This window comes from Endozoicomonas sp. 4G (genome assembly GCF_023822025.1).
Classification (GTDB): domain Bacteria; phylum Pseudomonadota; class Gammaproteobacteria; order Pseudomonadales; family Endozoicomonadaceae; genus Endozoicomonas_A.
This window is the reverse complement of sequence record NZ_CP082909.1, coordinates 3,524,717-3,550,789: the sequence shown is the minus strand read 5'-3', so window position 1 is coordinate 3,550,789 and position 26,073 is coordinate 3,524,717. Positions and strand designations below refer to the sequence as shown.

At 50.9% G+C, this 26,073-nt stretch carries 20 protein-coding genes; 17 read left to right on the top strand and 3 right to left on the bottom strand.

The genetic code is table 11. From position 1 onward, the window contains the following. The first annotated feature begins 93 nt into the window (after positions 1-93). Positions 94-2,658 carry an inositol phosphate phosphatase SopB gene (locus K7B67_RS13860; protein ID WP_252176474.1) on the top strand — a complete coding sequence of 855 codons (2,565 nt, stop codon included), beginning with the start codon at positions 94-96 and terminating at the stop codon, positions 2,656-2,658. A 27-nt stretch (positions 2,659-2,685) separates the two neighbouring features. On the opposite strand, the gene ispB is transcribed toward K7B67_RS13860, so the two are convergent. Continuing rightward, positions 2,686-3,663: an octaprenyl diphosphate synthase gene (gene ispB / locus K7B67_RS13855; protein ID WP_252176473.1), complete on the bottom strand. Its 978-nt coding sequence runs from the start codon at positions 3,661-3,663 to the stop codon at positions 2,686-2,688. A 400-nt stretch (positions 3,664-4,063) separates the two neighbouring features. Here ispB and rplU point away from each other — a divergent pair, with 400 nt between their 5' ends. The 4 genes from rplU (at position 4,064) to proB (ending at position 7,482) form a co-directional block, all read left to right on the top strand. Beyond that, complete coding sequence (gene rplU / locus K7B67_RS13850) at positions 4,064-4,375, top strand: 50S ribosomal protein L21 (RefSeq protein WP_252176471.1); 312 nt, start codon at positions 4,064-4,066, stop codon at positions 4,373-4,375. Positions 4,376-4,491: 116 nt separating this feature from the next. Beyond that, the gene (gene rpmA, locus K7B67_RS13845) at positions 4,492-4,749 is read left to right on the top strand and encodes a 50S ribosomal protein L27 (RefSeq protein ID WP_252176470.1); all 258 of its coding nucleotides are present in this window, start codon (positions 4,492-4,494) and stop codon (positions 4,747-4,749) included. A gap of 378 nt (positions 4,750-5,127) precedes the next feature. Then, the gene (gene cgtA, locus K7B67_RS13840; protein WP_252176468.1) at positions 5,128-6,336 is read left to right on the top strand and encodes an Obg family GTPase CgtA; all 1,209 of its coding nucleotides are present in this window, start codon (positions 5,128-5,130) and stop codon (positions 6,334-6,336) included. Between the two features lie 15 nt (positions 6,337-6,351). Continuing rightward, on the top strand, positions 6,352-7,482 hold the full coding sequence (proB, locus tag K7B67_RS13835) for a glutamate 5-kinase (RefSeq protein ID WP_252176463.1): 1,131 nt from the start codon (positions 6,352-6,354) through the stop codon (positions 7,480-7,482). A gap of 49 nt (positions 7,483-7,531) precedes the next feature. On the opposite strand, the gene K7B67_RS13830 is transcribed toward proB, so the two are convergent. Continuing rightward, positions 7,532-8,647 carry a hypothetical protein gene (locus tag K7B67_RS13830; protein WP_252176462.1) on the bottom strand — a complete coding sequence of 372 codons (1,116 nt, stop codon included), beginning with the start codon at positions 8,645-8,647 and terminating at the stop codon, positions 7,532-7,534. 235 nt (positions 8,648-8,882) lie between these two features. Beyond that, the gene (gene rpsT, locus K7B67_RS13825) at positions 8,883-9,149 is read right to left on the bottom strand and encodes a 30S ribosomal protein S20 (protein WP_252176461.1); all 267 of its coding nucleotides are present in this window, start codon (positions 9,147-9,149) and stop codon (positions 8,883-8,885) included. 259 nt (positions 9,150-9,408) lie between these two features. Between rpsT and murJ the strand changes: the two genes are divergently transcribed. The 12 genes from murJ to K7B67_RS13765 all read left to right on the top strand — a co-directional run bounded on the left by murJ (position 9,409) and on the right by K7B67_RS13765 (position 25,980). Beyond that, entirely contained in the window at positions 9,409-10,992 is a 1,584-nt protein-coding gene (gene murJ / locus K7B67_RS13820) for a murein biosynthesis integral membrane protein MurJ (protein ID WP_256484459.1), read from the top strand. A gap of 213 nt (positions 10,993-11,205) precedes the next feature. Further along, positions 11,206-12,129 carry a bifunctional riboflavin kinase/FAD synthetase gene (gene ribF, locus K7B67_RS13815; RefSeq protein WP_256484458.1) on the top strand — a complete coding sequence of 308 codons (924 nt, stop codon included), beginning with the start codon at positions 11,206-11,208 and terminating at the stop codon, positions 12,127-12,129. Positions 12,130-12,332: 203 nt separating this feature from the next. Then, complete coding sequence (gene ileS, locus K7B67_RS13810) at positions 12,333-15,182, top strand: isoleucine--tRNA ligase (protein ID WP_252176456.1); 2,850 nt, start codon at positions 12,333-12,335, stop codon at positions 15,180-15,182. 156 nt (positions 15,183-15,338) lie between these two features. Next, positions 15,339-15,833, top strand: a complete 495-nt coding sequence (gene lspA / locus K7B67_RS13805; protein ID WP_252176455.1) for a signal peptidase II — start codon at positions 15,339-15,341, stop codon at positions 15,831-15,833. A gap of 82 nt (positions 15,834-15,915) precedes the next feature. After that, positions 15,916-16,416 (top strand): peptidylprolyl isomerase, encoded by a 501-nt coding sequence (locus tag K7B67_RS13800; RefSeq protein WP_252176454.1) that lies wholly within the window; start codon positions 15,916-15,918, stop codon positions 16,414-16,416. Next, the gene (ispH, locus tag K7B67_RS13795) at positions 16,413-17,357 is read left to right on the top strand and encodes a 4-hydroxy-3-methylbut-2-enyl diphosphate reductase (protein WP_252176453.1); all 945 of its coding nucleotides are present in this window, start codon (positions 16,413-16,415) and stop codon (positions 17,355-17,357) included. Before K7B67_RS13800 ends, ispH begins: the two co-directional genes overlap by 4 nt. A gap of 82 nt (positions 17,358-17,439) precedes the next feature. After that, positions 17,440-18,300, top strand: coding sequence for a D-hexose-6-phosphate mutarotase (locus K7B67_RS13790; RefSeq protein WP_252176452.1), 861 nt, complete (start codon positions 17,440-17,442; stop codon positions 18,298-18,300). A 144-nt stretch (positions 18,301-18,444) separates the two neighbouring features. Then, entirely contained in the window at positions 18,445-18,984 is a 540-nt protein-coding gene (locus K7B67_RS13785; protein WP_252176451.1) for a GspH/FimT family pseudopilin, read from the top strand. A 28-nt stretch (positions 18,985-19,012) separates the two neighbouring features. Further along, a complete protein-coding gene (pilV, locus tag K7B67_RS13780; protein ID WP_252176450.1) occupies positions 19,013-19,558 on the top strand; it encodes a type IV pilus modification protein PilV in 546 nt (181 codons plus the stop codon). After that, positions 19,555-20,610: a PilW family protein gene (locus tag K7B67_RS13775; RefSeq protein WP_252176448.1), complete on the top strand. Its 1,056-nt coding sequence runs from the start codon at positions 19,555-19,557 to the stop codon at positions 20,608-20,610. Before pilV ends, K7B67_RS13775 begins: the two co-directional genes overlap by 4 nt. 10 nt (positions 20,611-20,620) lie before the next feature. Further along, positions 20,621-21,181 (top strand): PilX N-terminal domain-containing pilus assembly protein, encoded by a 561-nt coding sequence (locus tag K7B67_RS13770; protein WP_252176446.1) that lies wholly within the window; start codon positions 20,621-20,623, stop codon positions 21,179-21,181. A gap of 29 nt (positions 21,182-21,210) precedes the next feature. Further along, positions 21,211-25,980 (top strand): PilC/PilY family type IV pilus protein, encoded by a 4,770-nt coding sequence (locus tag K7B67_RS13765; protein WP_252176444.1) that lies wholly within the window; start codon positions 21,211-21,213, stop codon positions 25,978-25,980. The last annotated feature ends 93 nt before the right edge of the window (positions 25,981-26,073 follow it).

The following is a 26,073-nucleotide window of genomic DNA, read 5'->3' as shown; positions in this document are numbered from 1 at the left end:
CAATGAAATGAGTTTGTGTGCCTGATGCTTCAGGGCTTTTAGCAAATCTGGCCGATAACATTGCAAGGATATTGGTGATAAGGAAGCGGCACTTTGGATCCAACGCAACGGACTTTGCAATGCCTGCAACCTCTGCTGAGCGGGGAGCAGGATGAATCCCGGGAGAGCCCTGTCAAAGGCAAGTGGCGCGGCCGGGAGGCTGAACTGCTGCCGCTTCCTGTCAGGCTGGCAGAGAGTGAAGTGCTCAGTGTCAGGGAAGGTACTTCGGCATTTGCCAGCAAGTACGGCAGTTTTGTGGAAAATCAGCTTCACCACGATCTCAAAAGCAAGCCGCTGAACCAAAGAACTGTTAAAAAGCTGGAAGCACGGGCTACGGACCTGTTACGGGATGTCAGAAAACTGAACTGCACCAGCATAGAGCTCTGGCTGGATTCTGGCATGGTGGAAAAAGCGTTTGAGCGTGCAACATCTTTCAAGTGGCGATCCCTTCCTCCTCATGAGCAGGAGCACCTCAAGGAAGTGGTTCAGTTTCAGCTCTCTGTCCAAACCGATTTCCTGAGTGAATCAAAGGCGCTTGAGCTTACGGTAAAAGCAGTCAGTCAGCATGAGTCCATATTCTCAGCTCAGATTCCCGAAACAGTTCGCTTTCTCACCGGAGGCGCTGAAGAGGGACATACTCTTTTTCCCGGTCAGCTCAGCCTCTGGGCTGAAGAGCATTTTGACAGAGGTAGAGTTCCGGGAATGCCGATAGAGGATGATGGAGATGACCTCTATATCAGTGAATACGAGATGAAGCTGATAGGTAATGCCGAGTATTACAGCAACTGTGTTTCTGACCTTCTCTCAGGTTCCTCATTGGAGCGTCTGGAGTACACCAGTTATGCTCAGCAGGCTGAAGAAGCCAGAGGGCTTGCCAGACAGCTTATCAAGACGCTGGATGCACTTGAGCGTCATCCACAAAATATCCCTGCTGGCTTACAGCAGGCCCTTATCCGGGATATGGTGGCGCAGCTGGATGGTGTGCTGGACTTTATCGATCATTTGGAGGTCAGTGATCAGGAGAACCCACTGGGAGAGCGCCAGTGGAAGAAGTTTAAATGCCTGGAGGTGCTCTCTGCGATCAATGTTCTCAAGAATGAAATTGACCATGAAGCCGCAATCATCAATGGTTCAGGCAAGGAAGGGCTGTTCACCAGGAAGAAAACCAGAAAACTGGCAGAGCTGGAGGCCCTGCACCAAGTGTGGAGTGGTCATTTTAGTCGTGTTCAGCAGGGAACAGACAATAACTTGCCACCACCCAGAGCCCAGCTGACAGGAAGAGCTTCCCGCACCAATGCTTCACCCCTGAGTGATGCAAAAACTTATACTGCCAGCATTCTGAAGCAGCTTGCTGAGGTGGGTCTGGACAACGCCGGGAAGAAACTAAAAAAATCACGCAGTCAGGTGCTTTCTACCGTTCAATGGGAAACCATTACTACCCATCTGGATGTGAGGATTGAAGGGCAGGCCCGGCATTATGAAAGTCAGTTGACGCCTGCTTCCCAAATGAAACTGGGAAAAGGTGAAACTGATGTCTTTGAGCATTCTTATAAGGGTATGGGCAGACCGTCGACTGAAACCAGAGAGTCGATTCATGCCATCAATATGGGGCAGTCTGAGCTGTCGACTACAGAAAATGGACAAAAGAAAGTCTTGTTTAAAGGATTGCGTTCCGGAACTCTGTCTGCCTATGGGATAAAAGAAAAAGAACCCCGGCTTGCCGCAGCTAAAAACCGGGCCAGGGAGTTGGTGACAGCGGGGGTAAAACAGTTTCTGGATGATAATCCCGACTATCTGACCTCGGGGCGGCCTGTTCCTCTGAAAATGCTTTCTACTTCTATGCTCAGTGCCGACAAACTGAGGCACTATCTGCATATTCATGATGATGAATTGGTCATGCAGAGAGAACAGGTGGCCGCACTTAAAGAAATACAGAAAGAGCTCAATCATGGCCAGCCGTTGGTTTTTTTTGATGGGCGTGGAAACAAGCATCTGCTCAAGGTCGATATGAAACTGGCCAATACCAACTATGGTGTTAATCCACTTTCATTGACTGGTTTGAAAACTGTCCTCCGTCCCTGGGGGGAGGCCAATCGGGTCAATAATGAAGGGCTTATGGAACTGATGGGTTCTGTGGATCAGTTTGATCCCATCGGGGGTTGGGTGGGCGAATATCTGGCAGGCTCAGCCCCGGAGCCATCAAAGCAGATTGCCCGTATGCTGGTTGAGCAGATCAGGGATTTACACGTTTCGGGCGACTATAAAACAGAAGGCGAAGATGCCTACAAGATGGTTGAGCGCATCCAGCTGCTGGCATTCAAGATTGGCGCGGTGGGCCATATCAATTGTAAAAGTGGTAAGGATCGAACGGGTGAGGCGGACGCTTCGATCAAGCGCTTTGCGGCAGAAGTGGAGGCCAGGGGCTATGTGCCTGACCCTCGTAAGCCTGTTAGCCGGGAAGACCGCAACCTCAGTCAGGCTTTCCAGTTTGGCACAGGTAATCTTGAGTGGCAGCAAATGAACATCAACGTGCCCGGTTTCAAGACCCAGTTAAATAAAAAACGTTTGGGTGAGTTTGCTCATAAGCGTGCCCATAACGCCCGGTTTAATCTGAAATAGCCGTCCAATATCTTTCGGCTGTACTGGTCAGAACGTTCTGGCTATAGCAAAACGTGCCAGGTCTTCCATGGCGTCTCGGTACTGGCTGTCAGGCAGGGCTTGCAGACAGGCAATAGCCTTTTCAGACTGCTCCCTGGCTTTTTGGGAGGTATAATTCAGTGCTCCGCAGGCGCGAACTGCCTCAATGATCTGATCAATTTTATCCAGACCACCCTGTTCAATAGCTTCCCTGATCAGTACTTTTTGTTCCGGAGTACCTTCGGAGAGGGTGAATATCAGAGGCAGGGTGGGTTTACCTTCGGCCAGATCATCACCAAGGTTTTTTCCCATGTCTTCGCTGTCGCCTTCATAGTCCAGCAGGTCATCCACCAGCTGGAATGCCATGCCCAGGTGATTGCCGTAATCTCTCAGGGATTGTTCAACCCTGCTGTCCACATTGGACAGAATGGCTGCCGTATGAGTGGAGGCTTCAAACAGCATGGCAGTCTTGCATCGGATAACATCCATATACTGTTCTTCTGTCACGCTGGCATCGTTGATGTTCATCAGCTGCATGACTTCACCTTCAGCGATGACGTTAGTGGCGTCAGAAAGAATTTTGAGCAGTTTCATGTTGTCCAGACTGACCATCATCTGAAAGGCTCGGGAATACAGGAAGTCACCTACCAGAACGCTGGGAGCATTACCCCAGAGGGCATTGGCTGTGTCACGGCCCCGACGGAGGTCGGACTGATCCACGACATCGTCGTGCAGCAGGGTAGCGGTATGGAGAAACTCAATCACAGCCGCCAGAGGGATATGATCGTTTCCCCGAAAGCCTGTGGCCCGTGCTGTCAACAGAACCAAAAGAGGCCGGAGCCGTTTACCGCCAGACTGGATGATGTACTGGCCAATCTTGCTAACCATGGCAACATCCGAGTGCAGTTGCTCGGCGATGCACTGGTTAACCAGGGTAAAATCTTCGCTGACAACGGTTTGGAAGGAGTGCTTGTTGCGTTGAGGCATAAGGTCGCTGAAGAGGTAGGGAAATCGAGCATCCTAGGTAGTGGCCGCCTGACTGTCAATAGCTGTATGACCCTGGGGCTTATTTCGCGTTTTAATCCTCGGATCATAATGAACAAAACGGGGTTGCCAGCCGGGTTGCAATTCCTTAGAATTTGCGCCCCTGTCTTACAATCTGGCTGAGAATCCGGGCCGTGGTCCATTTTGTCATGTCTTTGGGCTCTGTTTTCAGAGTTGACCGGAGGCTTATGCGGCGCAGCCCATCTGGAAGTGATGATCAGATAGACGTAGATAGTATTAAAAATTCCGGTCTGAGTACCTCGGCTTGATTCTTTTGAAGGTCAGTCCTGATCTCGCCGGATGCCTTTGACAAAGAGGCTATTTAGGATTTTCGGAGATAAATATGTACGCAGTTATCAAAACTGGCGGCAAGCAGTACCGTGTTGCTGAAGGCGAAACCCTGAAGGTTGAAAAACTGGACGTAGCGGCAGGTGAGAACCTGGACATCAGCGACGTTCTGCTGATCGCTGACGGTGAAGAAGTCAAAATCGGCGCTCCTGTTGTTGAAGGTGCCAAGGTTACTGCTGAAGTTGTAGCTCACGGTCGTGGTCCAAAGATCAAGATCATCAAGTTCAAGCGTCGTAAGCACCACCGCAAGCAGATGGGCCACCGTCAGTGGTTCACTGAGCTGAAAATTACCAGCATTGCTGGCTAATACCAGGCCTTTTTTAAAAGGCGTAGCTGATGGGCTGGAAACAGTTCATTAAACACTTCTAAGGTCTGCATCTGGTGTGGTAGCCGGCTGTTGGACCGAGCTAAAAGGAGAGCAGCATGGCTCACAAAAAAGCTGGTGGTTCTACTCGTAACGGTCGCGATTCAGAAAGTAAACGCCTTGGCGTTAAGCGTTTCGGTGGTCAGGTAGTGACTGCAGGTAATATCCTGGTTCGTCAACGTGGTACCCGATTCCATGCGGGTGAAAACGTCGGTATTGGCAAAGATCACACTCTGTTCGCCAAGGCTGATGGCAAGGTTGTTTTTGAGGTTAAAGGTCCTCAGAAGCGTAAGTACGTTCGCATCGAAGCTGCGTAACAGTACTTTTGGTGTTTACCCCTGGTTGAGGGGAACGCCTAGGAGCCTGACCGAGAATAGCGCCCGTAGCGAGGACGGCAGAAAATTGAGGATGAAAATTCGGTTTTGTGAGGAGAATAGCTAGCTATTTGACGAACAAAAGCGGATTTTCAGACCAGTTTGCTGCCGCCGCAGTAGGGCAGCTATTCTCGGTCAGGCTCCTAGAAAAGCCCCGCTTTTTGGCGGGGCTTTCTTGTATGTGCGTAAAGTCAATTGAGTGGTGTAGACTCCTGAGGTTGAGTGTCTGGAGATCAATGCTTTTCTTTTGCTGCAGGCATCTGGGTAAGTATTTATCTGCAGGCATTGACCGTTTGAAGTCATTGCTGCGGGAGGTTTTGAATGAAGTTTGTCGATGAAGCCACCATTAAGGTTCAGGCTGGCAAAGGTGGCAATGGCTGCCTGAGTTTCAGACGTGAAAAGTACGTTGCCAAGGGCGGCCCTGACGGTGGCGATGGTGGTGACGGTGGCAGCATCTACGTGGTTGCTGAGAACGACCTGAACACATTGGTGGATTATCGCTATCAGCGCAGCTATCAGGCGGAAAGTGGTGAGCCGGGTCGTGGTCGCAATTGCTCCGGTGCCAAGGGGCAGGACCTGGAATTGCCGGTGCCTGTGGGCACTACGATTGTCGATGATGAAACAGAAGAGGTTATTGGTGACCTGACTCACGTGGGTCAAAAGTTGCAGGTAGCCCAGGGTGGTTGGCACGGTCTGGGTAATACGCGCTTTAAATCCAGCGTTAACCGTGCTCCGAGGCAGACTACCAAAGGTTCTCTGGGCGAAGAGCGTTCCCTCAGGCTGGAACTTAAGGTGATTGCCGATGTCGGTCTCCTGGGTATGCCTAATGCCGGTAAGTCCACCTTTATCCGCTCAGTCTCACATGCCAAGCCGAAAGTGGCAGACTATCCCTTTACCACGCTGGTTCCTAACCTGGGTGTGGTAAGTGTGGAAAAACATCGCAGTTTTGTCATTGCTGATATTCCCGGTCTGATTGAGGGCGCCGCCGAAGGTGCAGGTCTGGGGATTCGATTCCTCAAACACCTTTCACGTTGCCGTGTACTCCTGCATTTGGTCGATGTGGCACCGTTCGATGAGAGCGATCCTGTGCAGGTTGCCAGGGCTATTGTGGATGAGTTGCAGCGTTTTAGTCCGGCTCTGGCTGAGCGTGAGCGTTGGCTGGTGATGAATAAGCTCGATCTGTTGCCGGAAGATCAGCAGCAGGAGGTCTGTGATCGGGTGGTGGCAGAGCTGGGCTGGGAAGGGCCTGTCTACAAGATTTCTGCCATCTCTTCCCAGGGCACAGAAAAGCTGGCTCAGGATCTGATGACTTACATTGAAGAGCGTAATCTTCAGGAAAGTGAAGATGCTGAAATGGCTGCCCAGGAAGCAGAGGCTCGTCAGAAGCTGGAAGAAGAAGCCCGGGGTCGTATGCGCGAACTGGCAGAAGAGAGAAAGCAGCAGCGTCTGGCCAGAAAGGCTGAAAAAGCGGCTCGAGACGATGATGATCACGACGATGATGATGATATTGAGGTGTTCTACGCACCTTAAGTTCGGGAGATTGGTATGAGTGAGCGCAACAGGCTGAAAACAGCCCGGCGCTGGGTGGTCAAAATAGGTAGCGCGCTGTTAACGGATGAAGGGCGTGGTCTGGCGGTTGATCAGATTGATGGCTGGGTTGATCAGTTGTGCGAACTGCGCAGGCAGGGTATTGAGCTGGTTTTGGTGTCGTCCGGAGCGGTAGCGGCGGGTATGGAAAAGCTTGGGAAAAAGCAGCGACCCACCGCTTTGAATGAGCTTCAGGCGGCAGCTGCCGTAGGGCAGACGCGACTGGTTCAAACCTGGGAGAGAAGCTTTCAGAGGCATGGTATTCAACCTGCCCAGGTGTTGCTGACCCATCCCGACCACAGTAATCGCCAACGCTACCTGAATGCCCGCAGTGCCTTGAGAACCTTGCTCGACATGGGGGTGGTGCCCGTCGTCAACGAGAACGATACGGTTGTGACCGATGAAATTCGATTTGGTGATAACGATACCCTCGGTGCGCTCGTGGCTAATCTGGTGGAGGCCGATGTTTTAGTGATTCTGACGGATCAGAATGGCTTGTATACCGCAGACCCTCGTAAAGACCCTGCTGCGAGATTGATGACTGAGGCCAGGGCGCTGGATTCGGTCCTGGATGCTATGGCGGGTGGCGGCAGTGGTCGCCTGGGGCGTGGTGGCATGCAAACCAAGCTTCGGGCAGCTCGCCAGGCTGCGGCTTCCGGTGCGGCTACGGTGATCGTGGGTGGCAAGATTGAGAATGTTATCCGTCGCCTTGTTGAGCAGGAGGCTTTAGGAACGTTGCTCACGCCGGATCATGGGCGATTGGCGGCACGCAAGCAGTGGCTACAGGGGCATATGCAGACGTCAGGCAGGCTGGTGTTGGATTCAGGGGCGGTGAATGTGCTCAAAAATCAGGGCAAAAGTCTTCTTGCTGTTGGGGTCAAGGCTGTAGAGGGGAGCTTTCTGCGGGGAGAAATGGTGGCCTGTGTCGATGAGTCTGGTCACGAAGTGGCTCGTGGTTTGATTAACTATGGATCTGATGATGCCCGCAAGATCATCGGCAAACCCAGTCACAAGATTGGTGAGCTGTTGGGTTATTCCGGTGAGCCTGAGCTTTTGCATCGAGACAATATGGTGCTTGCCGGTCATTGAGTTGAGCGTGGGATCAGATCGTGAAGATCTGATCCCGGTTTTTATACTGTTAATCCTTCTTGTTTTTTCTCCAGAAAAAAGATACCGCTTTTGTTAAGTGTTTGCCCGCCCAGGCCGTTTGGCTGGCAATCAACCCTGTTTGTTTGACTGCCCAGGAAATGATCAAAAAGTTGCTGACGACAAACCTTTTGCCGTAATAGGGCCAGTTTCTGACATTGGCTGCGCCGTATTTTTTATTGTATTTGAAAATGGGGATGTGGTCTTCCAGGGGGGAGCCTGTCAAGCCTTCAAAGAGAATGTTGAAAGCGGCTTGGCCAAATGAAACGCCCAGGGCATTGCTTGTGCTCAGGCCTATATATTTGGCCGCGGCCACTTTGATGGAGTTGAACGTAAGAGCAGTGATGGCGACTTGCTGGTTCAGGACTGCCCATGAGGTTGTTGGTAAGGTTTCATGGTCTGCTTTGGCAGTTCGAAGCTTGTGGTACTCTTCTTTCACTGCGTCCAGATTGTATCCTCCGGTGTCCCAGGTATCCTCAAACTCAGCTCCCTTGTTTTGTTGATAGAGAAGGCCTGCCTGAGCAATGATACCAGCGGTATTCAGTGTCAGGATGGTGAGTGAATTCCAGATGCCTGTTTGATGAAATGAAACACCCAGGGCGAGTACCATAACGTAGTAAATGGTGTATTCAGAGGCACCAATTGCAGCGAATGCCATGGGGGGGAGCAGCAGGAGTGTGCCGGTATTTTTGCTCAAACAGTCGCTGATGCCACCGCTGGACAAGCCGGAACCGGTTTGCTCCTTCGCCTCCGCTGATGAGCCGAAGATTTCCTTTGTCATCTCCGGGGGGATGGTGTGGTAAGTAAACTCATAGATCCCTCTGCGGAATCTGTTGGACTTTGTTTCCGTCTTCGCAAAGGCATCTTTGATCTTCTGGACGGTTTCAAGGTCGTTATCGTTGGTGCTCAGGGTTTTGCCAATGTTGGCTTTGTCTATGATCTTTGATGGTTCGCCAGTGCAGACGACGTTAGGAAGCAAAGGGTAGTCAGATATTTTCTCCTGTACGATTGCGGCAGCCTCGACGGGGTTCAGTTTGTAGTCGAATTTGGCTATTCCCATTTCGGCGACCTTTTCAGCCGATGAGCCTTTTGGGGCGCAAAACACCAAGGTGAATTCCTGTTGAGTAGGTATTGCATAAGAGAATGTTGCTGTCAGACAAGTGAAAGCGAGTAAGAGTAACGAATAAACATGCCGCATGATTAAGGTCCTCGTTGAGAGGGGTGAGGAAGAAACAATGCGGAAGTATAGTTGTGAATTCTAAGTTTCAAATTGTATAGGCATAAAAAAAGCCGGTAAAAAAAACCGGCTTTTTTGAAATACCCTGCTATGGAAGGGTTGGTAATTATGCGCTCAGAGCTTTGATCTGTGCATTCAGACGGCTCTTGTGACGAGCAGCCTTGTTTTTGTGGATGATGCCTTTGTCGGCCATGCGGTCGATCACGGGCACAGCCGCAGTGTATTCCGTTTTAGCCAGGTCAGCGTCTTTAGCTTCGATGGCGCGAACAACTTTCTTGATGGAAGTACGAACCATGGAACGCAGGGAAGCATTGTGACTACGACGCTTTTCAGCCTGACGTGCGCGCTTCTTGGCGGATGGAGAGTTAGCCATTTGTGGTGCTCCTAAGAATCTTGATAACCGTTTGCACTGTTTTTAAACAGGGCTGCTTCGGGCACCCTGTTGGGAGTATGGTGTTTGCCGCGTCACGGATGAATCCCCCGGGCAAGGGTCTCAACAGTGCCATACCCATACAGTCGAGTCGCGGAATCATGCCTATTTGGACAGGACTTGTCAATAAGGCTTCTTCATGCTGTTAATGGTTTTAACAACTCAGTACCATTATCAGTTTTTGATCGTTTGAGCGACCTGAATGTCCACAGAGAACCCATCACAGAGCACCCAGAAGAGTGCGCCAGAGAGTCAGTCGCCCAGTTTGCTGAGATCAAGCCTGGTTGTGGGTATTATGACCATGCTTTCGCGGGTTCTGGGGTTGGCCCGGGATGTGGTTATTGCTGGGTACTTTGGTTCCACAGCTTCGGCGGATGCGTTCTTTGTCGCCTTCAAGATTCCAAATTTTCTTCGTCGGCTGTTTGCTGAGGGGGCTTTTTCCCAGGCGTTTGTACCCGTGTTGTCAGAGTATCGAAGCAAGCGCAGCTTTGATGAAGTGCGCTATTTGCTCAGTCGGGTCAGTGGTACCCTGGCGGGTTTGTTGCTGCTGGTGACGCTGATCTGTATGTTGGCTTCTCCCCTGTTAATTCGCCTGTTTGCTCCGGGTTTCACGGACTATCCTGAAAAACTGTTGCTGGCAGGAGAGATGTTGAGGATTACCTTTCCCTACCTGTTGCTGATATCGCTGACGGCGCTGGCAGGCTCCATTCTGAATAGTTACAACCGGTTTGCGGTGCCCGCCTTTACCCCGGTTCTGCTGAATCTCAGTCTGATAGGTTCCACTGTATTCCTGTCACAATGGTTTGCTGAGCCGGTCATGGCTCTGGCTTGGGGAGTGGTGATTGCCGGTGTTTCGCAGTTGTTACTGCAAATTCCTTTCTTATTGCAAATTCGTCTGTTGCCTGTGCCTCGATGGGGGCATCAGCATGAAGGTGTGAGACGAATCATGAAACTGATGGTTCCGGCGTTGTTCGGGGTTTCTGTGAGTCAGATCAATTTGCTGCTGGATACCGTGCTGGCATCTTTTCTGGAAACCGGAAGTGTTTCCTGGTTGTATTACTCTGACCGTTTGTCAGAGCTGCCGCTGGGTGTTTTTGGCATCGCCATTGCCACAGTGATTCTTCCCAGCCTCTCTCGTAAACATGCCGAAGACGCCGGAGACCAGTTTTCCAGAACCCTGGACTGGGCGATTCGTTTGGTGTTGTTGATTGGTGTTCCAGCGGGCATTGCGCTGTTTATTCTGTCAGAGCCTCTGCTGGCAACGCTATTTGATTATGGAGAGATGCAGAACCGGGATGTGATCATGGCAGGTATGAGTCTGAGGGCTTATTCTCTGGGTCTGATCGCCTTTATGCTGATTAAAGTGCTGGCGCCTGGCTACTTTGCCCGTCAGGACACTAAGACTCCGGTCAAGATCGCCATTATCGCGATGGTGGCCAACATGGGGTTTAACCTGATGCTGGTTTTTTGGCTTAAACATGCGGGTCTGGCTCTGGCCACTACCCTGTCAGCCTTTTTAAATGCCGGGTTATTATTCTGGGGCTTGAAGCGTTCTGGAGTATTTGTACCTCAGTCAGGTTGGTGGCTGTTTTGCGTGCGTTTAATCTTTGCCAATCTTGCGATGGCGCTGTTATTGCTCTGGATGGCGGATGATGCTCTCTGGTGGCTGGATGCAACGCTCTGGCAGAGAGTTTTTGAAATGACGAAAGTGGTCAGTGCCGGGCTTGCTGTTTATAGCGTGGCACTCTTGATCGGCGGGGTGCGTCCTGCCCACTTCAGGCATTAATGCTCAAGAATGCTCAAGAATGCTCAAGAATGCTCAAGGTCTGGCGGGCAGCTTTTTATCGTCTGCCAGATTTCTCTTTTTTAATGCTTTTGTGAGGAAAATAGCCAATTCGGGAAAAAAGAGCAGTGATTTGATGAATATGGCTCTTAAGTCCAAAACGCACCTGAGATATAATCCCTGCCTTTGCCAGCCCTACAGAGAATAAACCGCCTAATGCAGCTGATTCGCGGAATGCACAATATCAGACCGGAGCATCGCGCTTGTGTTGCGACTATAGGTAACTTTGATGGCGTTCATCTTGGTCACCGCACTATCCTGGAAACACTGCGACAACAAGCCTTTGAGTTGGGTGTCAGGGTCTGTGTGATCACTTTTGAACCCCAGCCCCGGGAATATTTTCAGGGCGATCAGGCGCCACCGAGGCTTTCCAGTCTGAGAGAAAAGTTGATTCTTTTGCAGGAAGCAGGCGTTGATCAGGTGTTGTGCCTGCCCTTTAATCGGAAACTGCAAAACCTGACACCGGATGATTTTGTTATGAAGGTGTTGGTAGATGGGCTGGATATACGCTATCTGATAGTGGGAGATGATTTCCGTTACGGACTGAACCGGCAGGGAAATTTTGCGCACCTGAGAAAGATGGGCGATCAGTTCGGGTTCGAGGTGTGCGATACCCGAACCGTATCCATGGATATGGATCGTATCAGCAGTACCCGGATTCGAGAGCAGTTGGCGAATGTGGGCCTGGAAGCAGCAGAGAAACTATCAGGACGGCCTTTCACCATGTTAGGGCGTGTTATTAAGGGCCAGCAACTGGGCCGGCAGTTGGGCTTTCCAACGGCCAATATACGTACCTGTCGACGGACGTTGCCCATACAGGGCGTGTTTGCAGTCAGAGTGTGGCTTGATGGTCGAAGTCATGAGGCGGTCGCTAACCTGGGTGTCAGGCCCACCGTGAGTGCTGCCCGTGCCATGCTGGAGGTGCACCTTCTGGACTATCAGGGTGACCTGTATGGCCATACTCTGCGGGTTGAGTTTCTGAAAAAGCTCCGCAGTGAAAAAAAATTTGAATCGCTGGGTGCCCTCAAGGCTGCGATTGCTGAGGATGTAGAGGCAGCAAGAAGCTTCTTTCATCAATAAGCAGGATTGACCACCTGTTACACCTGAAGACCCGGATGGAACAGGTCGCGAAAAACATTGATGGGAAATATCGTTCCAGGCTTGCGGACGGTTTTCTTAAAACATTTGGGATGGTTTTTGTGGGCGATTCCGTATGGCCGAGTACTTGTATGTCTGGCCCGCATATGTCTGGCCCGCAAGACGCGTGATGATGAGATCCAATTATGACCGACTATAAGCCTACATTGAACTTGCCGGAGACTGATTTCCCAATGCGTGGAAATCTGGCAAAGCGTGAGCCTGAAATGCTCAAGCGCTGGTATGACGAAGCGCTCTACGAAGAGATTCGCAAAGTATCTGAAGGTCGTGACAAGTTCATTCTGCACGATGGCCCTCCTTATGCCAATGGTGATATTCATATCGGTCATTCGGTCAATAAAATCATCAAGGACATGATCATCAAGTCCAAAACCCTGAGTGGTTTTGACGCTCCCTATGTGCCGGGCTGGGACTGCCACGGCCTGCCGATTGAGCACAAAGTAGAAGGCATGTTGGGCAAGGCGGGTGACAAGGTTGATTTTAAAACCTTCCGTGCCAAGTGCCGTGAATACGCTGCCAAGCAAGTGGATGGTCAGCGTGAAGACTTCAAACGCATGGGTATTCTGGGTACCTGGGATCAGCCTTACCTGACCATGGATTACCAGACCGAAGCCGACATTATCCGCGCGCTGGGTAAAATAGCGGACAATGGTCATCTGGTGAAAGGTTATAAGCCTGTTTACTGGAGTGTGGTCGGGGGCTCTGCACTGGCCGAGGCGGAAGTAGAATACCAGGAAAAAACGTCTATCCAGATTGATGTGCGCTATGCTGCCCTGGACGAAGCGGATCTGCTGTCAGCTTTTGACTTTTACAGTGAAGGTGAAGAGCACAGTGAAGGTAAAGAGCAGGGTGAAGGTGAAGTCGCCATTGTTATCTGGACCACAACGCCATGGACTCTGCCATCCTCTCAGGCGGTGACACTGGGGGCAGAACTGGGTTACGCGCTGGTTCAGTGCCAGGTTAACGATCAGCCTGCACGACTGATTCTGGGTGAACAGTTGGTTGAGTCGGCCATGCAACGTTATGGCATTGAAGATTACACCATCATTGCCCGCAGTCTGGGCACCCGGCTGGAAGGCAAGAAAGTCGCCCATCCATTCTACCAGCGTGAAATCCCGCTGATCCTGGGTAATCATGTCACCACCGACGCCGGTACCGGCTGTGTCCATACTGCACCGGACCATGGTGTGGATGACTTTAATGTCGGCAAAGAGTACGGCATTGGCACACTGAATTATCTGGATGATGCCGGGATTTATCGCAGCCATGTTGAACGGTTTGCCGGTGAGCACGTTTACAAGGTCGATCCAAAAGTGGTCGCAGCGGTAGAGGAGAAAGGTCGTCTATTAGCTCAGGCCAAAATGGTGCACAGTTACCCACACTGCTGGAGAACCAAAACCCCCCTGATTTTCCGGGCAACCCCGCAGTGGTTTATCAGCATGGAAAAAGAAGGCCTGCTGAACACCGCTATGAAGTCGCTGGATAATGTCAGGTTTACTCCGGACTGGGGGCGAAGTCGTATGGAGTCCATGCTGGGCCAGAGCCCTGACTGGTGTATCTCCCGACAGCGTACCTGGGGCGTGCCCATTGCTCTGTTTATTCACAAGGAAACCGAAGAGCTGCACCCTGAGACTTCTGCCCTGATTGAAAAAGTGGCTCTGAAAGTCGAGCAGGAAGGGATGGACGCCTGGTTTGATCTACAGCCAGCTGACCTGTTAAGCGCGGAAGATGCTGAACACTACGTGAAGGTGACAGACACCCTGGACGTCTGGTTTGACTCCGGTGTCACCCACTACTCGGTACTGGGTCGTCGCGAAGGTCTGCGTTCACCGGCGGATATTTATGTCGAAGGTTCTGACCAGCACCGTGGCTGGTTCCAGTCTTCCCTGAAGACCGGTATTGCGACCAAAGGTGAGCCTCCTTACAAGCAGCTCCTGACCCATGGTTTCGCGGTAGATGCCAATGGTCGTAAGATGTCTAAATCTTTGGGTAATGTCATTGCTCCTCAGAAAGTATTTAAATCTCTGGGGGCGGATATTTTGCGTCTCTGGGTGTCAGCAACCGACTACACCGCAGAAATGACCGTGTCTGATGAAATCCTCAAGCGCACGGCAGACAGCTATCGTCGTATTCGTAACACCGCTCGTTTCCTGCTGTCTAACTTGAACGGCTTTAACCCTGACACCGACTGTGTGGCCTGGGAGGATATGCTGTCTCTGGATCGCTGGGCAGTGGATCGTGCCATGAGATTGCAGGAAGAAGTCATCGCCGCTTATGACAGCTACAACTTCCTGAACGTTTACCAGAAAGTCCATAATTTCTGCTCTCTGGATCTGGGCGGTTTCTATCTGGACATCATCAAGGATCGTCAATATACGACCCAGTCAGATAGCCTGGCTCGTCGCAGCTGTCAGACCGCTATGTTCCATATTGTTGAAGCCTTTGTCCGCTGGATTGCTCCTGTCACCAGCTTTACTGCCGATGAGATCTGGCAGTTTATCCCCGGCCAGCGCAGTCAGTCTGTTTTGCTGGAAACCTGGTATGAGGGCCTGAAAAGCCTGGAAGGTGATGAGTTGGGTGTTGATTACTGGAACTCCGTTATGACCGTCAAACACGCCGTCAACAAGGCGCTTGAAGATGCTCGTAAGGCGAGTGTGATCGGTGGCGGACTTGAAGCAGAAGTAACCTTGCATGCTAATGACGAACTACTGGAAATGCTGGGCAGGCTGGGCGATGAGCTGCGCTTTGTTTTGATTACTTCCAAGGCAGAACTGAAGCCTTTGTCGGAAGCTGTGAATGCGGTTGATACCGGTGTTGAAGGTCTGAAGGTGGCCGTTCGCAAGTCAGGGCATGAGAAGTGCGATCGTTGCTGGCACCGTCGTGAAGACGTTGGCACTATCGAAGCCCACACGACACTCTGCGGGCGTTGTGTTGAAAATGTTGATGGTGAAGGTGAAGTCAGGAAGTTTGCCTGATTCATCATCATGAGTCAGAAATGCCCGACAGTGTTCGGGCATTTTTGCAGGTATCGTCGATGGTCTATCTCGGTTTGTAACCATATCGGGAGTTATACGACTCGGCATAAGATTTAACCGGGACTGACTAAAACAGATTAAAAGGGCCTCAATCGTATGAGAAAAAAATCCTGGGGAATGCTCCACTGGTTGTGGGTTAGCGGAGTGGTTCTGATTCTGGATCAGGTGGTCAAGCACCGCATAGTAGACAGCTTATATCTCTACGAGCAAGTGCCTGTCATTCCATCCTTTTTCTCCCTGACTCTGGCCTATAATACCGGTGCTGCTTTCAGTTTTCTAAGTGATCAGGGCGGTTGGCAACGGTGGTTTTTTGTGGGTGTGGCATCTGTCGTTAGTCTGATGCTGGTTGTCTGGCTTTCCCGGATGAAGAAAGGGGAAAGTTGGGAGGCGTGCGCAATGGCCCTGATACTGGGAGGCGCACTGGGTAATCTTTATGACCGGGTGACCAATGGCTACGTTGTGGATTTCCTGCTGGTGTATTACGAGGGTTGGTATTTTCCATCCTTCAATCTGGCGGATGTAGCCATCACCATCGGTGCAGCGATGTTAATTCTGGATATCTTCCGGTCGCGACCGACCAGCCAGAACTGAAATTATCTGGTCGAAATCCTTCACGGTTTGGTTGTTGTCTTTGTTAATGAACGGACTTTTCGAAAGCGGGTTTAGAAAAACAATGTCTGATGTTGTCGTAGGACCTGGAAGGCAGGTAACGCTGCACTTCGCCCTGAAACTGGAAGATGGGCAAGTGGTGGACAGTAATTTTGATGGCCAGCCTGCCACCTTTGTCGTGGGGGATGGTAACCTGCCCCGGGGCTTTGAACAGGCTATTTATGGCTTGTCTGAGGGTGACCAGGGCAGTTTCAGAGTTCCTCCCGCCGGTGCTTTTGGCATGCCCAACCCTGATAATATCAGGGAGTTTGCCAGAGACAGCTTCTCGGGTGATATGGTGTTGCAGGAAGGTTTAGTCATTTCTTTTGCCGATGCCGCCAATTCCGAGCTGGCTGGCGTCATTATTGGTCTGACCGACAGCCACGTTGAAGTGGACTTCAATCACCCACTGGCAGGTAAAGAACTGTTGTTTGAAGTGAAAGTTCTGAATATCACTCAGGCCGCTCAGACATCAGACCTTCATACATCAGACCTTCATACATCAGACAAGGGTACACAGGCATGAAAATCAGGCTGGCAAATCCCCGGGGATTCTGTGCAGGTGTTGACCGGGCTATTGACATTGTAAACCGGGCTCTGGATGTTTTTGAGCCTCCTATCTACGTGCGTCACGAAGTCGTTCACAACAAGTTTGTGGTAGAAAATCTCAAAAATCGTGGTGCCATTTTTGTCGAGGAGCTTCATCAGATACCGGATGATTCTATTGTTATTTTCAGTGCACATGGTGTCTCGAAAGCGGTCGAAGCAGAGGCTGGGCGTCGAGGTCTGAAAGTTTTTGATGCTTCCTGTCCGCTGGTCAAAAAAGTCCATATGGAAGTCGTGCGTTACTCCCGTGATGGTATGGAGTGTATTCTCATTGGTCACGATGGTCATCCCGAAGTGGAGGGTACCATGGGTCAGTACGACGAGTCCGGAGGCGGGAAGATGTACCTCGTTGAAACAGAAGACGACGTTCAGAAACTGGAAGTGAAAGATCCGGAACATCTTGCTTACGTCACTCAGACGACGCTGTCCATGGATGATACTGCCAAAGTCATTGATGCCCTGAGAACCCGGTTTCCTGACATTAAAGGACCGCGGAAGGACGATATCTGCTACGCCACTCAAAATCGTCAGGATGCCGTGAGGGCTCTGGCCTCTGAATGCGATGCGGTCTTTGTGGTGGGTTCTGTGAACAGCTCCAACTCCAATCGCCTTCGGGAATTGGCAGAAAGAACAGGGGCTTCAGCCTACCTTGTTGACGGGGCCGATGATATACAACCCGGGTGGTTGGAAGGCAAACAAAGCCTGGGTATTACTGCAGGGGCTTCAGCCCCCGAAGTATTGGTGAAAGGTGTTATCAATCGATTGATTGAACTGGGCGCCCAGGCACCTGAAGAGCTGGAAGGTAAGGAAGAGAATATTGTTTTTACCATGCCAAAAGAGCTTCGGATTGTAGAAGCCTGATGTTTCCGAAGGCTCACGATAGCGGGCTTTCTAATAAAGTTTACTTAGGACGTTTCCCTTATCACCCTCACGAAGTTTCGTTATGACTGTTCGAATGAATTCTGCTACCAAACCGGGAGTAATGGGCGCTGTGCCTGTTCTTGAAATTGACAACCCTTTTGCCAAAGCCACGATTTCCCTGCTGGGTGGGCAGGTTTTAAGTTATCAGCCAAGAGCTCAGGAACCGGTTCTCTGGATGAGTCCATTGGCAGACATGACTGAGGGTAAAGCGATTCGTGGTGGTGTCCCTGTTTGCTGGCCGTGGTTCGGTTCTGGCAAGGAGGGAGGCCCCAATCATGGTTTTGCCCGCACGGTACTCTGGACACTGGAATTGAGTGAAACGCTGGACACTGATGAGACTCGGGTGGTGTTGTCTTTACCCATTGACAGTATTCCGCAATGGCATGGGAAGGCAGACCTGAGCATAGAGGTTATTGTTGGCAAAACACTAAGAATCAGTCTGACCTCGGTGAATACCGGAGCAAACAACATTGAAATTAGTCAGGCGTTGCATACCTATTTCACCGTTTCAAACACAGATCTGATCCGGGTTGAAGGGCTGGATGGAAAGCGTTATCTGGATGAGACCGACGATGGCAAAGCCTGTATCCAGGAAGGAGATGTGATCATCCGCACTGAAGTGGACAGAACCTATATTGATGACACCGAAACCTGCATCCTTCACGACCCCGGTTTAAGAAGAAAAATTACCATCAAAAAATCCGGTAGCAATGGCACCGTTGTCTGGAATCCGGGACCCATTCGAGCAGAACAAATGCACGATGTGCCTACCGATGATTATAAAACCATGGTTTGTGTAGAAACCATCACATTGCCCCAGGTTCCTGTTGAGTTGGAACCAGGTCAGAGTCATATTATGACGGCTGAGATGTTTGTGGAGTGATTGGGTTTTTACCACTGGTCGGTTGAACTGATCTTGCTATCCGGCTTTGATAAGGCGCTTCTACGGTTTGCTATCAGGGACAGCTAAGGTGCAGTAAGGCGTTGGGAAACCTTCTTCTTCAAGCATCGATGCAAGGAACTGATTATGGTGTTCGGACCGGGTCGAAAGTGGCTGAGCAGGGCAGGGATGACGCTACCTGAAATGCTGGTCACACTGTCTGTATTTGCCATTCTTATTGCTGTTGCCGTCCCCTCTTTGAAAGACTTATTGGCTGATCGTCGTGTCGCAGCCGCTACCCAGACTCTTTTCGTCAGTATGTTGCTGGCCCGAAGTGAGGCTATTAAACGACGAAGTTCTGTTTCCATTTGCAAGTCCGATAACGGCTCAGGGTGTGATAATTCACTGACTGACTGGAGCACGGGATGGCTGGTGTTTGCCGATGGCAATGCCGACGGTGTGGTGGATGCGGGGGATCAGTTAATCCGGGTCTTTGAGGAAACCGATAATCTGGCTTCCATGCAGTGGAATAATGGCAGCACACTGGGTTTTAACTATCATGGACAGGCCTATAGGGCAGGCACTTTTACTTTGTGCGAAGCCAGTTCCAGTGGCTTTGCTGTCAGGCAGATAGTTCTGAGTCTCACCGGGAGAGCAAGGGTGTCAGAATCGGGAACGTGCAACTGATCAGACTGCGATAATTAATGAGGTGCGTATGCAAGGAATTACACGCAACCTGAGCCGATATGAACGACTAAAGCAGTGTTTCTTCCCCCATGCTGACCGTCGCCAGAAGGGAGTCGGCCTGATTGAAGTCATGGTGGCTTTGCTGGTGATATCCGTCGGTGTATTAGGTATGGCGGGCCTGCAAACCAAAAGCCTTCAGCATAACCAGCTTGCCTATCTGCGCTCCCAGGCGGTGATTATTGTCAACGATATGATGGACCGTATTCGTGCCAATAAAACAATCGCCGCCAGTGGCAATGATTACGTTATCACTGAAGCAGAGTATGTAGCTGCTGGCTGTACCACGACTGATTTTATTGATCGTTGTGAATCTGCCACCTGCAACGAGTCCCAGTTAGCCATCTATGATGTGCAGCAATGGAAATTCCAGATGGCTTGTCAGCTGCCCGATGCCACAGGCTCTATTGCGATAGAAAATACTTCCTCAGGCCGTGTTTATGTCATTACTTTGAAATTCAATGATTCCCATAGTGCCCGGGCTGCACGTGAAGTGGTGTTGAGGAGCGCATTATGAGGGGAGAGGCGTTGAGGCAAGCAGGGTTATCTCTGGTAGAGATGATGGTGGCCACGCTGCTTGGATTGGTGCTTATAGCGGGTATTGGGCAGCTTTTTTTGAGTGCCAACCGAACCTACATGCTTCAGGATGAGCTCTCCCGCATTCAGGAAAATGCCCGCTTTGCCATTGATTTAATCGCCCGGGATATCCGTATGGCAGGCTCTACCGGTTGTCCTCCCGGCGCGGATCTTGCCAATGCGGTGTTTCCCAACAAGGATGACCGCACCTGGATGGCTCATTTTGATAAGGGCATTCTGGGTATCCCCCTGGCCAATCATTCCAGCGTCGATCGCAATGCCATTTCAGAGAGTATTGTCATTCACAGGGTTGATCAGGAAAGAGGCCTGAGTGTCACCCGCCATGATACCGGAACGGCCAGCATGACGTTGTCGGCGCTTCATGGTTTTGATCCGGGGGACCTTCTGGCTGCAGTTCGCTCTGACTGTCAGGGTATTTCCGTTTTCAGAGCCGGTACCAATACCATCGGCTCAACGGTCTCTCATGAATCAGCTGCCAGTGGCAATTTGTACAACTGCACCAACCGGTTGGGAGGTGCCTATGATTGTGCGACATCCGCCGTCAATGCAAGGGTTGAAAGTCATGCGGGCTCACAGTTATTTCCTCTGTCATCTGTCGTTTACTACCTGAGGAACAGCAATGGTGTGCCCAATCTATATCGCAGATTTGCCGGTGAAACGGTCTCCGGAGCTATTAATTCGGCTGAAGCGCTCATTGAAGGTGTAGAAGGTTTAAGCCTGCGTTATGGCTATGACAGTGATGCCGATGGCATTGCTAATCAGTACCGAACTGCTTCAGATATAGGCTTATTCAGTCTCGATTGGCGAAATGTAACCAGTGTCCGGATGGAGTTACTGGTCAGGAGTTTCCAGGAAGTGACGGACATACCTCAGTCCTATTTTTTTGCCGGAAGCCGTATAACACCGACGGATCATTTTTTACGCCGATCGTTTGTGATCACCATGGAATTGCGGAATCGAATGGTGCAGTGAGGATCACTCAATGAAGAGTCCGATGAAGTCTCAGCAGGGAAGCGTTTTACTGGTCAGTCTGGTACTGCTATTGATTCTCACGGTAACCGGTATTACTTCCATTCGAATGACCAGCCTGGAAGAGAAAATGACCGGTAACTTCCGAAATGAGCAGTTGGCATTTCATTCGGCAGAAGTAGCGGTACTTGAGGCTGAAAGCTACGTTGCCAATACTGTTTTTTCACTGGCCAGTTTTAACCCGGATTGTAGCAATGGGCTTTGTTTCAGTGGCTCTCAAAGCACCGAGGTCGGAACCTGTAAAAATGGCACCGACAGGCCCTGGGAAGATGAGTCCGTCTGGTCAAGCTCTTCAAAACATCGGACCACGGCCATCCAACTGGATGGTATTGCTGCACAGGCCAAATACATTGTTGAGTTCCGGTGTTATCTACCCAGGGAAAGTTCTGGTCCTGTGCCTGACCCGGCCAGTGTTGCTGACTGGGCGCGGTTTTACCGAATTACCGTACTGGCAACAGGTGGCTCCACGGATGCCCGGGTCATGCTGCAAACCACTTATAAGAGGAATGACTAGCAGAGTTTTTTAGCTCAGGGAGTGCGGTCATGAAAATAAGACAAATACTGATAAACAGCCTGTCCGTGTTGTCAGTCTGGTCCACTTTAGCATCTGCTGAACCTTCATCGAATCTCTATTCTTCGGTGCCGCCGCTATTAAGTCGTAGCTCGGAACCTCTGGTTATGTTGGTCATGTCGGTTGATCACGAGCTGTTTAAAAAAGCGTATCCGGATTACTCGGATCTGGATGGTGATGGCCAGTTGGATGTGACGTATAAAGACAGCTTTGCGTACCTGGGGTATTTCGACAGCCATTGGTGTTATTCGTACCGTTCGGCTGATAGTCGATTTTCACCGGTTACAAAGGCCACCGGTAGCAATGGTCATTACTGTGATACCCCGGGTGCACCCTGGAGTGGTAACTTTCTGAACTGGGCCACCATGAGCCGAATGGATGTTCTGAGGAAGGTGCTGTTCGGTGGTAAACGCGCTATTGATACGGCATCACTGACCGTTCTTGAAAGAGCCTATTTACCCAGGGATATTCATGCTTTTGTCAAAGTGTACAGTGGTCGTGATCTTTCCAGCCTGACGCCCTACACGGGGTCCGTGAGTCTCTGTAACCTGGCGACCACTGAAAATGGTGAGCCAAAGGTTCGTATTGCCAGCGGTCAATGGCCACGCTGGGCATCCACGGATATGATTCAGTGTCAGTGGGATGCGTCCGACAGCCCTGCCAGCAGTGATCAATTGGCAGAAAACACAGTTCGGGTTGAATCCTGTGTAACGGCTAAAGATGCAGCAACATCGGATCGTTGCAGGGAATACGCCAATGGCAATGCCAAACCGGCAGGATTGCTGCAACGCTATGGTGAAGACGGCAGTATTCGCTTTGGCCTGATCAGCGGCAGTTACGACAAGAATATTTCTGGCGGCCTGCTGCGTAGAAATATCTCTAAAATTGGCGGCAACCTGTCGTCTTCTGATGATGAAGTAGACGTCTCTACCGGTATTTTTAACGGTTCTGTCAATGGCATTATCCAGCATATCAACCGTTTCAGAATAGCCAGGTACAGTTACAGTCAGAATAAATATACCGATTGCAGCACTTATGGTATTTCTATCGATGCCTTTAAATCCGGGCGTTCAACCTATTCAAATCGACATTGCAGCAACTGGGGGAATCCAGTGGCTGAAATGTATCTGGAGGCCCTGAGATACTTTGCCGGTCAGTCATCGCCCACCAGTGCCTTTGACACCCGTGCTGATCATCAATTTGTGCCGGGTCTCGCTACCGAGTCCTGGGTTGCTCCTGTCACCTCGGCCAACGCCTGTGCTAACTGTTCCATTATTCTGTTGTCCAGCGGGTTGAACTCTTTTGATGCCGACGAACTCGCCAGCAGTGCCGATTTGCCCGGCCTGTCGGGCACTGCCAGTGTGAACAGTAAAACCGATGAAGTGGGTCAGCTTGAATATAACAACAACTTCGCTGGTAACTATCTGGTGGGAGGGACGGATAGCACACGACAATGTACACCCAAGTATCTTAATGGCTTATCAGAAGCCAGGGGACTATGTCCGGAATTGCCCCAGTTGGAAGGAAGTTATCAGGTGTCCGGATTGGCCTTTTATGGCAACCAGACGGATTTGAACCGCACTCTCGATGGTGTGCAGAAAGTCACAACCTATTCCATCCAATTGGCAGAAAGTATTCCCAGCTTTACCCTGAGTGCGGGTGGCAAGCCTGTCACTTTCCAACCGGTTTGTCATACCAGTTCCAACTCTGGCTCGGGAACGAGTTTCTCTGGCAGCGGAAGCGACTGCACACTGGTTGACGTGGTGGTAGAGCATACCGTACTGAATTCTGAAGGCGAGGTTGTAGAAGGCAGTTTGCTGTTTACCTGGGAAGACTCTCTCTGGGGCAGTGACTTTGATTATGATGCTTCTTCACGCATCAAGTTCTGTGTGGGAGCCCAGTGCCAAGCCACCTCAGATTCAACCTTAAACATGGGGGGTTTTGGCAGTGACCAGGTACGAATGGCTGTGCAGGTGGACGGCGTTAATGCCGACTTGAACCTGAGATTCAGTTACACAATGACCGGTACTTACGACGATGGATTACAAAATGAGTTTGTCTACAAAGGGCAGACGCATTTTGAAGTGAATAACTTTACGGCCAATGGTAACGCTGCCGGTTTGCTGCAAAAGCCGCTCTGGTTTGCAGCCAAGTACGGTGGTTTTGTCGATCTGGATGGTGATGGTACGCCAGGCTACGACAACAATGGCGACGGGATTTCAGATGATGACCGTGAGTGGGACAGCCGGAATAATACCACAGGTTCGATGGGCCCCGATGGTTTACCTGACAACTATTACTTCGCCCGTAATCCCGGTCAGTTAGACGCTCAGTTGGGAAAAGTTTTGCAGGATATCGTCAGCAGGGTGTCTTCTGCCACTAATGCAGCTTTGTTTTCCAACAGTCAGACCGGTACCGGTGTGCTCTATCAGGCGCTGTTTCAACCCGCTATGGAGTATAACGGCAAGACAATTTCCTGGGGAGGAATGCTTCATGCCCTCTTTGTCGACAGTAAAGGGCTGCTCCGGGAAGACAGCAATGGTAATGACAGGCTTGATGATTACTCTGTCGATAAAGTCGTAGAGCTGATTTCTGACCCTAACTCCAGCCAGACCCTGTTTCAGCGATATTCCACTTCAGATTCAGGCGTGACATTATTGCCCGACGGTGCGTTACAGTCTCTGAGTCGGCTGGATACGGTCTGGGATGCCAGAGATCAATTATCCCGTCTTTCCAACCTCACTGGTCAACGCACATTCAGTTCCCTTGCTTCGGGTGGCCGACATATCCTGACCTGGTTGGATGAAAATAGTGATGGCGTCGTCGATACCGGTGAAACCCTGCCACTGACGCCTGATACATTCAGTGGCGTTGAAGGTTACCTGGGAGTTTCAGCTTCAAAGGTAAGCGAGGTCATCAACTATGTTCGCGGTGAAGAACTCTCCGGAACTCGTCCAAGAACCATTGATTACGACGCAGATGGAAAGGATGATGTCTGGCGTCTGGGTGATATTATTCATTCAACCCCACAGCTAGTGTCTGCTCCCGGAAGTCGGTTCGACGCCCTCTATTCCGATACCACCTATGCCAGCTTTTATAACCAATACAAAAACCGTCGGCACGTGCTTTACGTCGGGGCTAATGATGGCATGATCCACGCTTTTAACGGAGGCTTCCGGGATGGCAGTCATTATGGCTATAACGTCACGGGTAATAATGGCGAAGTCAGCCATCCACTGGGCTCGGAACTTTGGGCTTATACGCCCATGAATCTGCTGCCTCATCTGCAATGGTTAAGAGAGCCCGACTATCCCCATGTTTATTATATGGATGCAGAGCCGGTAACCTTTGATGCTAATATTTTTGACCGTGATGACAGTGACTATCCCGGAGGCTGGGGTACCGTTCTGGTTATGGGTATGCGTCTTGGTGGCGGGCACTACGACGTGACGGTGGGCGGGAATAGCAAAGCATTAGGCTCTGCCTACGTAGTGCTGGATATTACTAATCCAGAGAAACCGCCTGAACTTCTGGCGGAAATCACCCACCCGGAACTGGGCTTTACCACGTCTCGTCCGACACTGGTAAAACGTCGTGTGGCTGCCAAAGACAGTCAGGGTGAAGATGACTGGAGTCAAACACCTACGACGAATGAATGGTATCTGGTATTTGCTTCAGGACCCATGGGTAGCGGGGAATCGGGAATCCGGGCGGCACTGGATGATGGATCGAGTAACCAGAATCTGAAACTCTTTGTTTATGACCTGAAAAGTAAAGCTTTTGTGACGGGGATGGCGCCCGTGGACTCAGGGATTGCTCAGGCGTACGGAGGCAATGTGACCGCCGTCGATTGGGATCGGGATTATCAGGACGATGCAGTTTATCTGGGGGCGATTGAAACCAGCACAGCGACGTTGGGCGGCAAAATTCTGAGATTGCGTATGCAAGGTACCCTGGCCGACTCAACCATGGCAACGCTTCTTGATACCGGGAAGCCGGTTTCAGCTGCGCCTGTTGTGGTCTCAGACAAAAGCCATCATTGGCTTTATGTGGGGAGTGGAAGGCTTCTGACGTATGATGACAATCGCACTACACAAACACAGTCTTTTTATGGTTTCAGGGAACCACAGGATAGCAACGGTGCCTTAACTTACAACGGAGTGTCTTTGTCAGATCTGGTCAATACCACGGATGTTCAGGTTTACACCAACGGTACCGTCAATAAAAAAACCAGCACTGGCAATGTAGCCTTTACAGTGGACTCCTCGACTGTCGGCAGCTTTACTGCGCTGCAGTCAGTCATTGCCGCCAGAAGTGGCTGGATGCTTGATTTAAGGGGGGGCGGTGTTATTCCTGCCGGACGGGTAACCACCCCGGCTTCCCGCTTGTTGTCAATGGTTCTGTTCTCTGAATACACGCCATCAGCAGACAGTTGCCGGGTGGATGGCTCCAGTGCCCTGTTGGGATTGCATTACCAGACGGGAACCGCATCACCCGATCCCATTCTGGGCGAGCAGGATCAAGGCGATCAGACCAGTGATACCCTTTCCATAAAAAGGCTTAATCTGGGGCTGGGTTATGCATCATCTCCGGTTATCCATCAGGGGGTCGGAGGCCGTAGAACAACCGTTATTCAGGGTGCCGGAGGCAGTATCAGCAGCCACGAACTGAATTACCGTTCCCAGACCTCCGGCAGAATGTCGTGGCGACAGATCTTTGGCATTCCCCAGGGAAGCGATTAATTCCCCGATTCGTGTCAATTATTTGCAGTGTTTACGGCAGGAGAAATCCGGTTCACACCCGGATAAGCCGCCTGTCATTCCCTGAGTCTTCGG